This window comes from Shewanella maritima (assembly GCF_004295345.1).
Classification (GTDB): Bacteria; Pseudomonadota; Gammaproteobacteria; order Enterobacterales; family Shewanellaceae; genus Shewanella; species Shewanella maritima.
The window spans coordinates 491,140-508,541 of the sequence record NZ_CP036200.1 but is presented as its reverse complement, the minus strand read 5'-3'; the positions used below and the strand labels follow the sequence as shown (position 1 = coordinate 508,541).

Annotated in this window: 8 protein-coding genes; 1 reads left to right on the top strand and 7 read right to left on the bottom strand. The window is 46.7% G+C overall.

Translation table 11 applies throughout. The annotated features are described in order from the left end of the window. Positions 1–261: 261 nt before the first annotated feature. Positions 262–1,977 carry a bifunctional UDP-sugar hydrolase/5'-nucleotidase UshA gene (gene ushA / locus EXU30_RS02195; protein WP_130597607.1) on the top strand — a complete coding sequence of 572 codons (1,716 nt, stop codon included), beginning with the start codon at positions 262–264 and terminating at the stop codon, positions 1,975–1,977. 375 nt (positions 1,978–2,352) lie between these two features. On the opposite strand, the gene EXU30_RS02190 is transcribed toward ushA, so the two are convergent. The 7 genes from EXU30_RS02190 to EXU30_RS02160 all read right to left on the bottom strand — a co-directional run bounded on the left by EXU30_RS02190 (position 2,353) and on the right by EXU30_RS02160 (position 17,286). Then, the gene (locus EXU30_RS02190) at positions 2,353–3,360 is read right to left on the bottom strand and encodes a D-alanine--D-alanine ligase (RefSeq protein WP_130597606.1); all 1,008 of its coding nucleotides are present in this window, start codon (positions 3,358–3,360) and stop codon (positions 2,353–2,355) included. Between the two features lie 228 nt (positions 3,361–3,588). Beyond that, the gene (recD, locus tag EXU30_RS02185) at positions 3,589–5,709 is read right to left on the bottom strand and encodes an exodeoxyribonuclease V subunit alpha (protein WP_130597605.1); all 2,121 of its coding nucleotides are present in this window, start codon (positions 5,707–5,709) and stop codon (positions 3,589–3,591) included. Next, a complete protein-coding gene (gene recB / locus EXU30_RS02180; protein WP_423213356.1) occupies positions 5,703–9,530 on the bottom strand; it encodes an exodeoxyribonuclease V subunit beta in 3,828 nt (1,275 codons plus the stop codon). The genes recD and recB overlap by 7 nt, the downstream gene beginning before the upstream one ends. After that, positions 9,530–13,189 (bottom strand): exodeoxyribonuclease V subunit gamma, encoded by a 3,660-nt coding sequence (gene recC, locus EXU30_RS02175; RefSeq protein WP_130597604.1) that lies wholly within the window; start codon positions 13,187–13,189, stop codon positions 9,530–9,532. The genes recB and recC overlap by 1 nt, the downstream gene beginning before the upstream one ends. 92 nt (positions 13,190–13,281) lie before the next feature. Beyond that, positions 13,282–15,321, bottom strand: a complete 2,040-nt coding sequence (locus EXU30_RS02170; protein WP_242620296.1) for a transglutaminase TgpA family protein — start codon at positions 15,319–15,321, stop codon at positions 13,282–13,284. Further along, positions 15,308–16,375 (bottom strand): DUF58 domain-containing protein, encoded by a 1,068-nt coding sequence (locus tag EXU30_RS02165; RefSeq protein WP_130597603.1) that lies wholly within the window; start codon positions 16,373–16,375, stop codon positions 15,308–15,310. The genes EXU30_RS02170 and EXU30_RS02165 overlap by 14 nt, the downstream gene beginning before the upstream one ends. Next, positions 16,375–17,286, bottom strand: coding sequence for an AAA family ATPase (locus EXU30_RS02160; protein WP_130597602.1), 912 nt, complete (start codon positions 17,284–17,286; stop codon positions 16,375–16,377). The genes EXU30_RS02165 and EXU30_RS02160 overlap by 1 nt, the downstream gene beginning before the upstream one ends. Positions 17,287–17,402 lie beyond the last annotated feature (116 nt).

Sequence of the window (17,402 nt, the reverse complement as noted above, 5' to 3'; positions counted from 1 at the left end):
AAGCTCTGCTGGCTTTTTTGTTTCGATAGCTAATGATACCAATTAGCACAAGTATGTGATCATTCTTACTGGTTAAAATCGCCTATAACTTCGTTATAAATTTTGTAGGTAGAACAACTAGCTAGCTGCAATTTATGCCTCGTTCTAAGCGATTTTTCCTGCGTAATCTCTGATCACTTATTTATCCCAATTGGTATGAAATGTCAGTCGTTGATTTAACATAGCGACAATGATTAAAAAATTGATTAATTGAGGGACTTTATGACACGGTCTCGTTTAAATACTCCGGTATTAAAATCGCGCTCAAAGTTAGCCATACTTGTCGCGAACTTAGCCTTGCTAACGACACTTTCAGGTTGCATGGATGGTGCGCCTAAATATGACAGTTGTGAAGCTGCGGGTGAATCTTGTACTCGCTTTACACTCGTTCATACCAATGACCATCACGGTCGCTTTTGGCAAAACGACAAAGGCGAATATGGTATGGCGGCACGCAAAACCCTTATAGATAGCATTCGCAAGGAAGTCAGCGAGGCAGGTGGCAGTATGTTGTTGTTATCTGGCGGCGATATCAATACCGGTGTGCCTGAGTCAGATTTGCAGCATGCAGAGCCTGATTTTCTTGGGATGAACTTATTAAAATACGATGCGATGGCAGTGGGGAATCATGAGTTTGATAACCCGTTGGCGATTCTTGATAAACAGCGTAAATGGGCGCAGTTCCCTATGCTGTCGGCCAATATTTATCGTAAAGTTGATGATGAGTGGCAACTGTATTTTGAGCCGTACCGTATATTTGATGTGGGCGGGCTTAAGCTTGCAATTGTTGGCTTAACCACAGAGCAAACAGCGCAAATTGGTAACCCTAAGTATGTGAAAGCGCTGCGCTTTAATAAGCCACAAATTGCGCTGCGCAATACTTTAACCCAGCTAAAGCACAACGAGAAACCTGATTTAGTATTTGCCCTTAGCCATATTGGTCACTATCAGGATGGCAATCATGGCAGTAATACCCCAGGTGATGTCGCATTGGCTAGAAGCCTAAAGCGAGGTCAGCTTGACGGTATTATTGGTGGTCACTCACAAAACCCTGTGTGTATGGAAGCGCCAAATAAATACGCTGACTTTAAGCCAGGTGATGAGTGTCAACCTGACAGACAGCGCGGCACTTGGATCATGCAGGCTTATGAGTGGGGCAAGTATGTTGGTCGTGCTGACTTTGAGTACTATAACGATGAGCTGCATTTAGCCAATTACCGACTGCTTCCTGTGAACTTGTATGATGAGCAAGGTAAACAACATGGTGATTATGCTGAAGACCCGCAAATGATCGAGCTGTTAACGCCATATCAGCAGCAAGGGCAGGGCATTCTTAACGAAGTGGTTGGCTCAACATCTGCCAAGCTTGTGGGTTCGCGTAAAGTGGTACGCAGCCAAATAAACGAGCTAGGGGTTCTCATTGCAACAGCGCAAAGCCGCGGTGTGGTGAAAGCTGACTTTGGCATTATGAACTCTGGTGGTATTCGCGCCTCAATTGAGCAAGGTGATATTCGCTACCGTGATGTATTAACCGTGCAGCCATTTGCCAACTCAGTGACAGTGACCAAAATGCTGGGTAAAGATATTGAGCAGTATTTAGCAACTGTTGCGACACAAAGTCGAGGTTCTGGCGGGTTCGCTCACTTTAGCGGTATTGATATGACGGTGAATTGCCAAACCCAAAGGGTCAATATTCACAGCATTAACGGTGAAGCTTTTGATAAGACTAAGCGTTATAGTTTTAGTTTACCAGGCTACAACGCTGGTGGTGGTAATGGTTACCCTGTGCTCAGCAATGCAGTAGACAGTGGTTATATTGACGCTGACTTGTTGAACCTTTATATCAAGCAACACAGCCCAATTGATCCAAGTAGCGACCAATGGAAGCACAAGGTGAAGTTTACTGGCGCAAGCACACCATTAGGATGTGATGGCTAGTTCTGTTTCCAAACTTCGTTTGGAGAAAGTCGTGGGATTTCATCCCACACCCGAGCAAGAAGGGGATCAACAGCAATCCCCCTCTTGCATCTCCCTTTGCCGTCCCTACGAAATTGTTACCCTCATGCTTATTAAGAAAATGTCTAACGCTTTCGATAGGCCATCCATGGCCAAACGAAAGCTATCCAGATGTCCTATCTGGATTACGTCATTTTCTTAAGCGCCTTTCGGCAATTTCGAGGGAGAAGGTTTGAGACTGGAGGTATAACTGGTCTAGTTAGGTAAATTTCACTCAAAAACGCCTCAATGAGGCGTTTTTTGTCGCAGTCGTAGGTTGCAAATAGCTATGCTACCGGTCTGTAATCAAAAACGAGCTTATGAGTTCAACGCTCTCGTTACGGCATCTTTTAAGAACTCACCATAGTCATGGCCATTGTGCGCTAGCATTTTGGGGAACATGGAAATCGGGGTTGAGCCTGGGAAGGTGTTGATTTCATTTAGCAAAATTTCACCGTCTTCGGTTAAGAAGAAATCGATACGTGACAGGTGACGTAGCTTCATGCCTTTAAAGGCTTTGATTGAGTATGCTTGTATTTTGGCAAGCTGTTCGGCGGTTAGGTTGTCAGCTTCAACTTTAGTGCTTGCCTTGCTATCTGCGGCATATTTCTCATCAAAGGTATAAAATGAGTTGCTATCGCAAATGATTTCGCCTGGCTTGCTGGCAATCACTTCACCTTGATATTCATATGCGGCGACTTCTAGCTCACGAGCAACAATGGTTTTCTCAACCACCACATAAGGTGAATACTTAAACGCGTCTTTAAGTACATTTGCGATATCATCGCGGTTATCGACCTTGTAGCAACCTACAGATGAGCCTTGTGACGCGGCTTTTACAAACACAGAGCCCCATTTATCAAAGGCTGCTTGGGTTTCGCTAATGGCTTGGTCATCGAGTTGATGTAGAAATAGGTAAGGCGTGTTAGGAATGCCAAGAGCGCTAAACCACATTTTTGCGGTGACCTTGTTGAAGCTGTTTCGTGATGCTTCTGCGTCACAACCAAAGTAAGGTAGGCCAATCAGCTCAAAGTAAGATTGAATATCGCCAGTTTCGCCCGGATAGCCGTGAATACATGGGATAACAAAATCAATTGGCCAGTTTTTTGATGGCTCTGCAACGTGTCTCAATTGACGCTCGCCAGTAAGCTCACAAATCTCACCATCTGACGTGATGTATTGCCCTTGCTTATTTAGTTCAACCTTTTGTACCTGGTATTCAGGAATGTTTTCGAGCGTTGTTTCAAAAAACTTGGCTGAAAGAAGGGAAATATCGTGCTCAGCGCCGCCGCCACCGCACAATAACAATACATTGATTTTCGACATCAAATGCTCCAAAGCGTAAAACCTATGCCACTGCTTTTTGACAGCTCAGAATGCTGCAAAAAACTGTAGCTTGTAATTATAAGACCAACTAGCAGCGCCCATGATAATGAGCCTTAGCAGGCACAATCAAGCAATGTTAGCGCTTGTTCATTTTAGTGGCGTTGTTTTAATCAATTTTGTTGTTTTTAGTAAGTTGAGCTAATTTAGCCATTTTAGAATTGTTCAGAGTTAACCCCAAAGCCTTTCGCCAAGCCCTGAGCTGCGCAAAGTGATGTTAGTACTTGCTCGCTCGAAAACCTTAGCCGTACCTAGGCAATAGAAATAGCTTTTAGCGCGCGTAATTGCGGTGTACACCAGCTCTTTTGTCAGCAGTTGCCATTGCGAAGTCGTTGGCATAGCTGGTAGTACAAACGCCACACAGTCAAACTCACTACCCTGAGATTTATGCACTGTCATCGCAAAGCAGGTGTCGTGCTTTGGTAGCCTTGCTGGTAGCACTTTTAAAATGCTGCCATCGGCTTGAATAAAGTGCGCCATCAGCCTGCTTGGGTTGGCATCATCTTGCAAAATGAGTCCGATATCGCCGTTGAACAGCCCAAGGTTGTAGTCATTGCTTTGGATAATAATCGGCCTGCCTAGGTAAAATTCTTGCTGCGGTTTGAGTAGCTGCTTTTGCTGCAGCGCTAGGGTCATGCTGGCGTTAATGCCATCAACGCCATATTGGCCGCTGCGCATGGCGCACAACAAACGGAACTGGTTGTAGCTATCAATGATTTGCTCACTGGTATAAATGGCTGGCTGCTCATTAGCTGCGTGCTCATTAACTGCTTGGTCAGTTGCACCTTCACTTAACGCGAGTGAGCTAAACACGTTTTGGTTATGTCCAATCATGTCTAAATAGGGCTGATAGGCACTGCAAGCAAATTCGAGTAGCTCACTTTTGCCCGCGTTGTCGCTAGCTGCGATAGCATTTGCATCGTTAATTTGATGCTGAAACCAAACTAGCTCTGGATAATTACGTCTAATCACCTGACGGATCTGCCGAACATCAGCCTGATTCACAGCCGTTGCCAGCTTGCCAATACCTGCATCACCCACAAAGCGGTGGCTGTGGCGCAGCATACATAAGCTATCGCCAAAGCTGTTTTGCTGTGCAACTTGATATTGGCTCACATCTTCACCGGTAAGCTCAGCAATTAACTTGGCTTGATTGGCGCTGTAACGCATCGCCCAAGCATCGTTTATTTGCCCCTGAGATTCCCCGTTAAAACTCTGATTAACCTGGGTATTTCTTAACCCTAAGCAAATATCAGCCAGCACAGCACCGGCCTCAACCGAGGCTAATTGGTCTTGATCCCCCAGTAAAATGAGCCTTGCGTTCGCAGGTAGCGCGCTGACGATTTTATGCATCATGGGTAAATCCACCATTGACGCCTCATCAATCACTAACAAATCAAGCCGCAGCGGATTATCTGCATGGTGACGAAAACGATGTGAGTGCGGAATAACACCAAGCAGGCGATGTAAGGTCGAGGCTTCTTCAGGAATAGCGTTTAAGGCATCGATAAGTCTTTGATTATCACCTAGCTTGCCTTTAAGCCTCGCTTTGGAACCTTTGATGGACTCAGTTAATCGCGCTGCGGCTTTACCTGTAGGGGCAACCAGTTTCATGGTAAGTGATTGCTGACTTAGTAGCAGTAACAGCAGTTTAGTTACCGTGGTGGTTTTACCTGTGCCAGGGCCGCCAGTTATCACTGCTAAAGCTTGTGTCAGCGCTGTTGCGGTGGCGATTTTTTGCCAGTTAAAGCCTTGGGTTGGTGAACTGCTATCAACAGGAAACAGTATGTCTAAATCTCTTCGCGTACTGGCAATATCCAGCTGAAAATGGGACTGACTTAGTGCTAAAAGTTTGGCCGCGACCTGAGTCTCAAAGTAGTGGTACTTGTTTAAGTACAAACGACCAAGTTCAAGAATTAACGGCTTGTTGTCACCACTTTGACCAACAAAACTAAACTCGCTGATAAGCTGCTCAAGTTGTTGATGATTAACGCTGATTTGGCAGCTCGGGGTATTTGTTGATGCGCTAAATAGGTTCTCGCCGAGTGGGTTTTCAAGATTAATCGAGTTAATCACCAAACAAGTGTGCTGACTGGAGAGTCGCTGGCTCAGCAGTGCGCAGATTAATAGCTGCAGAGACTCTTGTTGCTGTTGAGTGTCGGCATCAACTTCTTCATTGCGACTTTGCAAACGGGTCAGCTCAAGCGCAAAATGTCTATCGAGTGGGGTAAGCAAACCTTGTTGCTGCCAGTGTTGCAGTAATTGTTTAATTGGCGCTTGAGTGACTAACATGCTTGCGCTCCTACTGATTGACCTGACTTGAACAATTGATCTAACTCTTCGATTAATGCTTGGGGCGGCATGTCGTAATACACGCCGCTATTAGGGTGAGCCGGATTCATGCCGCGTAAGAATAAATACAAGCTGCCGCCCATGTGGGATTGGTAGTCATAATTTGGATGACGCAACTGCAAAAAGCGGTGCAGGGCGACCGTGTACAGTATGTATTGCAGGTGATAGTGGTGATCATATATCGCTGCGGTTAAGTTATCGCCTACATAATGGCTGTAATCATCGCCAAGGTGATTAGACTTATAGTCAGCAATAAAGTATTTACCTTGGTATTCAAAGGTTAAGTCGATAAAACCTTTGAGCATGCCCGATAGGGTATCGAAGCTAAATCCTGCTGGGTAACCGTAGCGGATCAGTATTTGATTAAGCTTATCTGCACTCAGGGCTTCAAGGGGAAGATAAAACTCCATCTCCACCATAACCTGCTTAGCGCCCAGCTTTGATAAGGTTAACTCTGACGAGCTAGCTGGGATCTGCAATGGCGTTGCCAAGATCTCTTGATACCACTGAGTTAATGGTGCAAGCCAGATCTGTTCATCAAAACCATAGCGCTTCATTGACTCAAGTAACGCGCCTTCAAGCTCGTTATCTGCTTTGGTGAAGTCAAACTCTTCCATCACCAGATGCATAAAGCTACCGGCATTAGCACCGCGTTCAAAGGTAAAGCGGTTGTATTGCACCTCGTCTACTAGCAGTGTATTTTCTTCAAAGGGCTCTGCTGCTCCGTGGATAAATGCAGGCACGAGCTCTTTAGTTTGTGGGTTAAGCTCGATGTTAGTTTCTTGGTTAAAGTCTTCATCATCTGCGCCCGGGATTGCGGCAGGAGTGTGCTGCTCAACCTTATGAGCGTCTGTTACTAGACCCCTATCTTTTACTAAACCAGAGTAGCTACCTACGCGCCAACTGATCCCTTGTGGTCTAGTTAATACCTTGGCAGCAAGCTCGGCTTCTTGCTCCTGAGATTGCGCTAGTGAACACACCTCTTGCGGCTCAATATCAATTATGTTGATAAAATCGAGCGCTGCTAATGGGCTCAATTGAGTTTTGATGTCGTCAATCAGGCAATTTTTGTCGGTAATGCCAAGCAGGTAGCCAATGGCGCTTTGGAACAACTGTGAGCTTATTCCTGCTTTTAATTTACGCGACTGATTTGCGATGCCAAGATAGCAGCGATACACAGGGCGGGTAAGGGCGACGTACAGCAAACGTAAGTCTTCAGCGAGCGCTTCGCGTTTTTGTATTTCCCAGCCATCTTTGCTGCCGTCCAAATCCCATATGAGTTGGTCGTCTTGATGATAAAGCAGAGGCTCTGGCGTGCGATTATTGCCGCGCACCAAACTGACAAAAGGCACAAAACAAATTGGGTACTCCAAACCTTTCGATTTATGAATGGTGACAATTTGCACCAGATTTTGCTCGCTCTCCAATCTTAGCTGTTGCTCGTCTTGACCATTTGCATCGATGAGCTGCTGTTCAAACCAATTGATCAATGCGCTACTGCCATCAAGCTCGGTGGCTTTTTGCTGTAGCAGCTCGGCCAGATGTCTAAAGTCGGTGAGGCGGCGCTCACCGCTGGCGTTGATATTGCCAACTTCATCGTCATCAATATTCAAGCTGGATTGAACTGTGCTTGTTAGCCTCTGGCTCAGCAGTCGTTGCACCAGTTTAGTGTCGCTCGCCATACGCAGTAGCGCTGGCATAATGCCGTTGCTTAGCCAGATATCATGCCACTGCATAAACTGGTCGAGTAGGGTTTGACGCTGATTTTCATTTTGATTGAACTGATGGATTTGCTCGGCGCTATAACCAATTAACTCGCAAGCGAGCGCCGCACGAATACGGCGCTCATCTTTAGGGTTAGCCAGTGCTTGCAAAATCAGGGCTATGTCGCTGGCTTCCTGGGTGTTGAACACACTGTCGCGGCTGAGAAATACTGCGCCAATGCCGCGTGAAGATAACGACTCTTTGATAACTGCGGCTTCATTTCTGTCGCGCACCAGTACCGCAATATCTTTAGCTTGTAGCGGCTTTTGCTTGATTAAGCACTGGTTATTAGCCGCGTCATTTAGCAGCTTAGCAATTTCATTGGCGGCATCTTCACTGAGTAATTGCCTTGCATTGGTTTTGTTAAGGCCAGCTTCAGGGTCTTCAGCAAGCAGGCGAATACCTAATGAGCAAGACTCGTTACTATTGATTAATTGTTTCTGCGCAGCTTGTGGCGGCGTTGCGACTTCATCAAATGGGATCGCGTCACTAATAAATGGGTCGTGGTGCAGCTTGAATAAGGCATTTACCGAGCTGACTAAGTCTTTACCAGAGCGGTAGTTGGTATCGAGGTTAAAATGGGCTTCGGTTTGCTTGCGCGCACTGATATAGGTGTAAATGTCAGCGCCGCGAAAGGCGTAAATAGCCTGTTTGGGATCGCCAATCATCAACAAGCCAAGCGCGGGGCTTGCACTAATTAAGCTGTCTGCTACGGCATCTTGTGACTGGTTTTGATGATAAACCGCACTAAAAATATCAAACTGTAGCGGGTCGGTATCTTGAAACTCATCAATCATCGCCATAGGGAAGCGTTTAGCGATGGCCTGACTGAGTACGCTGCCTTGCGATTTAATCGCATCGGCAAGGGTGAGCAGTAAATCATCAGGTGTCATCAAGTTACGTTGACGCTTTTGCTCAATAAACCTGTGTTTAATGCCTTGTTGCGCTTTGACAAAAAACGCTGGCATAACCTGATTGATGGCTTCATAAACGCGCTCAATATGATCGAGCAATGGTGCTTGTTGCACCGTGGGTATTTCGCCGCCTTTATTAAGCTTGAGTGTTGATAAAGATAAATGCTCAAGCACCTTCATCGGTGGTAGGCCTTGGCCAAATTGCGCCCAGGTTGCCAGTTGCTCGAACATTTGCGTGAGTTTAGGGTAGCCTTCGGCTTTTTTACCAAAACGCGCGCCATTGAGCGGTAGCGCCGTTAATAGCTCAAGAGTGGTGTCTTGCTCCAGCGCAAAGCGTTTTTTTAAACGAGCAATGCTTTCAACTAATGATTGGCTGAGCTTAGTAAATTCTTGTGGCGTGAATGATTGCACCGCCTCGGTCGCGCCTAATAGCGGCCTTAGTTTTTTGGCTAGCTCATCTGGCGTGGCAACCTTGCTGCTAATAAGCGCTGCCATGCTAGGTGGCAGTTGATAACATACCTCGCGCCAAAAATCGCGCACCGCATGATGTAAGTATTCACTGTCATCAAGGGTAAATTCAGACTCAAATAGCAAAGAGGACTCAAACGCCATATCAGCCAGCACCCGCTGACAAAAACCGTGAATGGTATAAATGGCGGCTTCATCAAGTGTTTTCAGCGCTAAATCAAAGCGTTTAATGGCAAGCTCGCGCTCTGCTTCAGGTGTTTGTTGGTAGAGCGCTTCGATAAATTCATCATCTGTAGCCACGCCAATAAAGCGCTTAAATGCCAGTTGGATACGTTTGCGAATACGATCGCGCAACTCTTCGGTGGCGGCATTGGTAAAGGTTACCACCAAAATTTGCTCACAGGTGAGCGGTGCTTGGCCGCCATGGCCAAGTAGCAACCTGAGATACAAGCCTGAAATGGTATAGGTTTTACCTGTACCGGCGCTGGCCTCAATCAAGTTAGTACCGGAAAAGCTTAGCGCTAAAGGTTTAAGCGGTTTAACGGCTATTGCTGATTGTGGCATTGCTGTTTGTTGAGTTTTTCCAGTCATAAATTTTGTATTTAACTCAGACATTAGCTTAGCTCCTTAGCGCCAGCAGCTTGATTAACGACTTGCGCGTGCTGCTCGATGGCTGCACCAGTAACAAAGGTTTCTAATTCGTCGAGTGCATCACTGTGATACAGGCTCACCATAGGGGCAAACAGATAGTCGACATTTTGGGTAAATGCTGGCGTGTCGAAGTTGTCAGGGAAGCTAAATAAGCGTTTGTTGTGCGCCTCATTGCCCTCTAAAAATGATGACTGGCTACTGTGCCATTGACCTTCTGCGGCATTTAACTTTTCTTGATGCTCACCCTCGGTGCTGGCATACACAAAGCTGGTACGTGGCGGTAAGCAAAGTGGCGTAGATTGACCTGCGACAAAGTAGCGCATAAAACGAGACAGCTGCGCTGTGGCTTGTTCGGCGCTAAGCGGGGCAAAGCTATGGAAGTTTTTAATATCAATCAGGTAGCTATGCTTGGTTTCGCCCATGGCGTTTAAGCATAGATGGCGCAGGTACAGCTGAATAATATCGCGACCATGGGCCTGACTTGGGCGATAGCCCACTAAGCCCTTAGTGCATAGGTTATCGATGCGGCCGGTTAGCTGCAGTGTAGTCAAATGAGATGTTGTTTTGCCTAAATCGACATTGCACTCTAGATCAATACTAATGGCGCTCAGGTCGTCAACATTATCGTCTTGATACAGGTAACGTATGCGGCTCACCAGTGGCGCAATATCTTGCTGATAGCGCTCAAGGATCAAATCATTAAAGGGTGCGAGCGGCAGTCCACCTGCAGCTTTTAAGGTGTCGATTAGTTGAGTGTCAGTTTCGCTGCCTTCATCCCCCAGTGTTCTGCCTAGCGCATTGCTAATGAGCATTGATTGCGTGTTGTAACGCGCGAGATTGTCCTGAGCGAATGGCTCGTCATTATCATCGGCATCGATATTAAGCGATAAATCCAGCTGCAAGGTACGGTTGAAAAAGTATTGTGCAGGGTTGCGATAAAAACGCATTAGCGCTGATAGCTCGATGTCTTGTGTGGTATCAAACGGCAGCAGATTTTCATCTAACTCATGTGATGACGTTGGCGCTTCAATGTTAATAATCGGTTTGTTGCCAATAAACACTGTTGGCGCTTGATGCTCAGACTGCGCTGGCGGGCACCACTGCTGATTAAAGCTGTGCAAGCTTGGTTTCAGCTCATTGGCTTGGTAATGCTGCTTATCGAAAGGCTGCAGTGGCTGCTCGATGATAAGCTGCTCAATTACCGCTTTATCCAGCATTGTCTGTTCAAGCTGGGCTGGGTTATCTGACGCCGCAGCTTCAGGCAAGTAGCTCATTTGAATAAACTCAATCAGCTCAGATACCAACATTGACGGTAAACGCTCGGTATTATCGCGCTCGCTGTGACCAATATAGCTGATATATAGCTGCTGCCTTGCAGATAATAAGGCTTCAAGGAACAGGTATCTATCGTCAAGCCTGCGAGAGCGATCGCCTTTTTCTGCGCCAAAGTGCGCCATCAAATCAAAACCCACAGGGTGCTGTACTCTAGGGTAGACGCCATCGTTCATCCCCAGTAAACATACCACTTTAAACGGAATTGAGCGCATTGGCATCAGGGTACAAAAGTTGATGCTACCGGCAAGATAACGTTGACCAACACGTGATTCTGTGAGTCTTTGAGTAAACCACTGGCGTAAGATTTCAATTTCCAGCTTGCCTTTATGACCTGCATTGGCAAGCTCGGTATCTAATGCCGCTAAGGCTTCGCGCACCGCAAGTAGCTGTTGCTGCTCATCATCTATGGCGTCATAACAATCATCTAGTAATTGACCGAGCAGGGCGAGTTTGTCGTGACTGTTGATGTCGGCTTTAAATTGCTCGCTAAAGTAATCTATGGTTTCGATAAAGTTAAGTAGTTTCCCAAGCGCCTGTGCTGATTGCCCCTCAACGCCAGCAACGGGTAAGGTGTGCTGATAAATATCGGCTTCATCATGCATGGCATAACCAAGAATGAGGCGTTTGATGCCAAATGCCCATGAGTTTTGGTCAAACTCTGGCAAGCCAAGCTCGGCTCGGCTTTGCTCGTCGCGTCCCCAACGAACATTGGCATCATCTAACCAACGCCTGATCAGGTTTAAGTCGTCATCATCAAGCCCAAAGCGGCGTAAAATTGCTGGGACTTCGAGTATGCTGATGATTTCGCTTAACGAGAAACGGCTCTGGTTGATATTGAGCAGGGTTAGAAAGCTATTAATTAATGGTGATTCTTGGGCTGCGCCGCGATCGGCAATGGCATAAGGCAGATAGCGGTTGGCCTTGTGCGCTGAGTTTTCATCATGCCAATAGTTGGCTAGGTCTTCAAAGTGTTGGCTGTTGGCCGTGCCAAAAACTGCGTCGATATAAGGCGCGTAGGCGGCAACATCGGGCAGCATGATCACAATGTCTTTTGGCGCAAGTTCTGGATTATCGCTAAGCAGGTTTAAGATATGATCGTGTAGCGTTTCTACTTCCCTAAGTGGGCTATGGCAGCTGCGCAGGGTAATGGAGTCATCTACTTTTGACAGCGTTCTGCGGCCATTGATGTCTTGGTAAATATCAGCCTGCGGGCCAAGGGCTCGGCCTAAGGTTTCCATTTGCAAAATGTCGTATTGCACGCCATGGAGCAGGTTGTCTGGTTCAATTTCGATATAACAATCATCGCCAAAGTCGGTGTGAGCTTCTGGCAGGCTCAGCATTAAATCCAGTAGCTCGCGCCCCATTTTTCCGTTGTTAGCCAGTAGTGGATTGCCGACTTCTAGTGTGTTTTCCCAGTTGGCATCAAGTTGTTTTTTGCCTGCATATTGCAAGGCCATACGCGCACGCACTTTCGGGTCAACAATATCGCCCCAATAGTGCTGACAAGGGCTGAGGGAAAAGATAGTGACATCAATGCGTGTGGCAAGTTTATATAAAACCTCAAGGGTTTGCGGCGGCATGGATGAGATACCAAATACGAATAAACGGTTGGGTAGCTCGCTGATGTCGGTATTTGGATTTTCGAGCGCGCTAAGTAGGTCTGCGTGTAGGTTGGCCCTGTGATACTCGCTTTGCGCCAAGGTGTCGCGGTTATAACTGATTAGCGCTCGCCACAGTTTGGCTTGCCATAATTGATTTTCATCGAGTTTAAGTTTTGGATGTATCTCAGTCAGCGGCAGCTGTTGCTCCCAGGCTAAAATCCACTGCGGCCTGTACACCAGGTATTGGTCGAAAATATCGGCAATACGGCCACATAATTGATACAGCTTAACGCCATCAATTTGCGCTAACTGCTCATCATCAATTGGCGACGTGAGGCTTAAATACTGGGTTAACGGGCTAAAGTCACTATCGCTTAGCAGTGTCGGCAATAGGTCAATGAGCTTCCAGGTCATCGCTGCTTTGGTAAAGGCATTATCTTTAGGCACATTGGGCAGCAAGCTATGGCACAGTTGCCAGGTAAAGCTTGAAGGCAGTGGGAAGGTTAGCCCTGCAGCGATTTGATTGTACTTGGCGACTTCTAGTCTTAACCAGGTCGACATGCCGGGGCTTTGCACCAGAATCGATTCATCGGCAAGCAGCGGCGCACCTTCTGCAGGCGTTGCCAAGCATAATGACAACTGTGCTGATAGCACTTCCATTTGATTTGATTGAATTAATTTAAGCATGCTCAGTCCGCTAAGCTCTAACTTGAAGAGAATATTGTATGTGTGTAATGGCGTAGCACAAGTAAATCAGTACGCGTAATGAAGAATTTGCCTTAAAGCGCACAAAAGCGTAATCCTAAATACAATTTATAATAACGCCTGCGCAACTCATTGGCTTGTGGCTGGCTAAGTGGTTGGTATTTAAGTTGATTGTAGATGCTGCTGAACTCACTAAACTTTTGCGCTACTTGCGGATTGCTCGATGCCAGAGCTTCACTCACCTGAGTGTCAAACTGACTGACGGTCTGTCCGGTTTGTCTTGTAATGCCGCGTTTATTTAAGCGGGTGCAAATTCGGTTATAGCGCTTAATTAGGCTGTCTTTTTGCTTAGCACTGCTAAACAGCCCAGCGTAATAGGCGATCATGGTGGCAATAGCAATCAGGCTAACTAGCATAAATAGCGCAACTTTACTGGCATCTGCGCTGCCTAATAAGTTTGCTAGCAACTGTTGTTTGCGGCTTTCATCAAAGCCAAGTACCCACATGCTCCAATAAAAATCGATACTCGCCATTTGTTGCCTGAGCTTGTTAAGCAGCGGGTAGTCCTTCATACGTAAGGTACTGAATGGACTGTCGGCAAGATAAGTATCTTGGCTGTTAAAGGTGGCGTCAAAACCATCGAGAATACGCTCTGGCGCGATCATCGCGGTTGGATCAAAGCGTTGCCAACCTTTACCTTCAATCCACACTTCAGCCCAGGCGTGCGCCATATATTGATACACGCTGTAATAGCGTGCATTCGCGTTGTATTCGCCGCCTTGATAACCGGTGACCATACGCGCTGGAATGCCGCTAGCGCGATTTAAATAAACAAAAGCAGAAGCATAATGCGCGCAGAAGCCTGCACGGTTTTCAAATAGAAAGTCATCAACTTGCTGCTCGCCCAATGGCGGCGGGGTTAAGGTGTAATAAAACGCGTTTTCGGCAAAGTGGCGCATAAACGCATCGACACGCTCTAGTTCATCTGGGTATTGCTGTTTAAATGATTGGCCCAATGCCAGAGTTTGTGGGTTGAGGTTTGCGGGCAAGCCTAGATTAATCTTGCGGGTGTTTTCGCTGAGCTCGAGCTCCATTACTTGCTGAGGATAGGAATCGACTCGGTAACTTAAGCGCTGGTCAATCGGGCGCACTGAGTACAGGCGATAATCTTGCAGCTCGACCACATGGGGCGCGTCAGAGTAGGCAACGTTTAACCCATAAAGCCACTTTTTATGGCTTGGTTCACTGATGATGGTATAAGCGAGGCGCTCGCCACTATTTGGGGGTACTTGACGTTTGGGCTTTTCAACGAATGCCATGCGCTGCTTGTGTTTAATGCTATGGTCTTGGCGCCAGGTTTTGCCGTCGTATTTTTCCATTACTAAGGTGCGCCAATAAAGCTCACTATTAGTTAATTGCTGGCGGTCGGAGTCAGCTTCAAATGTTGCTCTAAAGGCGAGCTCGTCAGAGCGGGTGAGCTTGCCTATATCGCCAAAGCTAAGTTCATTGGAAAGCCCGGTTTGCGCCACTTTTAGGTTCGGCGCCAGCCATAATGGACCAAGGCGTGGAAACACCACAAAGAGCAAAATCGCTAACGGTAAACTTTGTAGCATGATTTTAGCTGCAAAAATGGCATTGGCTTTTTTCAAGGCTTTGTCTTGATAGACGCTGATCAACACGCAAGAGTTTATGACCGCAACTAATAGCATTTGCATAGTAAACAGCATTGATTGCTGCTCAAGTAGGGCAAAAGCAATTAAGAAATATCCTACTAACACCACGACTTTTACGTCTCTTAACTCACGCATTTCAATATACTTCAGCGCATAACCTAGCAGCAGCAAGTTAACGAGTGCATTGAGCGCGCCGATTTCGGATGCAACTAACCCAAGTGTTGAAGCTGCGCCTATGGCGAGCGAAGTGACGAGCAGCTTAGGCGGGGCAGAGACTTTGCCAAAATAAATACCGATGCGCCACACAAAGCAAATGGCACAAATGCCAATACTCCAAATGGTGGCATTACTATACAAAGGCAACAGTACCACTACATTGGTAATGAGCAACCAAAACAAGGTGTTGCGACTAATGATGCTATCGAAATTATCTTTCATCATTGGCCTCGCTTTGGTCAAACAAGTCATTAGCTGCCATGGCGGGTTTAAACAGTGCGATAGCTTGCTGACATGCCTGGCGATGGGCTTCACCTGTGTCAGGTTCGATAGTGTTTCCCGGCAGACTTAGGCCAAACATCTGCTTGGCCTTGGTTAAGGTGTCAACTTGCCAGGCTAGGTGGCTAAGTTGCGACTCAAGTAGTTCACCACTTTGAGGGTTGAAGGTAAGCCACACTGGTGCGCCTTCTGGCTCGGCAAATTCTTTGCTCAGCATGCCGCGGCCTTGTGCCCATTGTTTCCAGGCGACCTGTTTAAGCGACTCGCCCGGCACATAGCCTTTTAACCCTTTGAAATCATCGACACCGGGTTTGAGCTTACCGTGCTGCTCATTAATTGGGTCAGGCGTGTCAACACTGCTTAGCTGAATATCACTTGGCAGCGGTTTGGCGTAAATCACATGCTCAAGGTCAAGGTCGACATAAGACCAGGCTTTACACAAGCCCAAAGGGAAGTTTGATGAAACGGTAATTCGCCCTGGCTTTAGTAGTCCACGTTTCGGTTTGTCGAACGGCACTGAGGCATCGGTTAGTTCGTTGCTGTGATGTACGCGGATATGCCTTTGTTCGCTAAAGTTTAAACAAATTTGTTGATGGCTGGTGGACTTATGTTGTTTTGTTGTTTGGCCGCTTAGTTTTATCGGGAATGGCATAGATACACCAGCATGTGCTTCTGGCGCAGGCAAAGCGCTAAAAGTGAGTCCAGCGAGGTTTTTATAGCTGTAGATAATGCAGGTATGAAATACGCTGGCCAGTAGCAGGCTTAAACCTATGACCAAGTTGTTTTGATAGTTAGTACCAAACAGGTACAAGACGACCACCAAGGTTAACCAAGCAAGCCCAAAGGCGCTAGGCAAAATAAAAATGCCGCGATGACTTAGAGTGACTTTTGCTTGTGGTGGAAGGCGGCGTTTAATCCAACGTTGCCAGCGTTGTTGCAGTGCCTTGGGTATAAACCGCTTTGCCCATGGCTGATTTGATTTTTTGCGCTTAGCGAACATCAGCGGATAGGGTTCACTTGGGTCAAGATTGTATCTGACAACGCGCGGCCTTGCAGGGCACTGGCGCTGCGAATTCGATGCTCAGCTACTGAAGTGAATACTGCCTGAATATCTTCTGGTACGAGATATTGTCTGTCGTTGATAAATGCCCACGCTTTAGCTGCTTGCAACAGAGCGATACTCGCACGCGGTGATAAACCATTGGCTTCAGCCTGCTGGCGCGAAAAATCAACCAAGGCAATTAAGTACTTAAGCACCGCATCTGATGCTGTCACTTCACCTACTTGACGCTGCAGTTCAAGTAGCTCTTGTGGTGAAATACATTGTTGTATCTCAACCCGCTCAGCGCCTTGTTGATGGGTTTTAAGCATTTCAAGCTCAGCATCTTCATGAGGGTAACCAATCGAAATACGCATCATAAAACGATCTAATTGCGATTCTGGCAGTGGGAAGGTGCCTGATTGATCTACCGGGTTTTGGGTGGCGATAACAAAGAACGGCTGTGGCAGTGAGTAGGTTTGCCCATCCTGAGTGATTTGCGTTTCAGCCATCGCTTCAAGCAAGGCACTTTGGGTTTTTGGGCTAGCGCGGTTAATTTCATCTGCCAGTAACATCTGGTTGAACAGTGGCCCTTTGTGGAAGGTAAAGCCTTGGGTGTTTTTGTCAAAAATCGATACCCCAAGTAAGTCTGCGGGTAGCATGTCGGATGTAAATTGGATCCGCTGATAACTCATACCAAGGCCACTTGCGAGGCCGTGGGATAAGCTGGTTTTACCCATGCCGGGAAGATCTTCAATTAGCAAATGGCCTTTAGCGAGAATACATGCCAGTGCCAGTTTAATTTGCTCGGGTTTGCCGATTAAAACTTGCTCAAGTTGGGTCAGTAGTGAGTGAATTTTTGCGTCGGCCACAGTGTCTCCCTAACGAGTTGGGTTTAGTACATACCTGTACTTGTAATAATTGTTATATAAACGATTGATACGCATATGTAAGTTGACTGTATCTCGATTAACCCAAATTAGCAAAG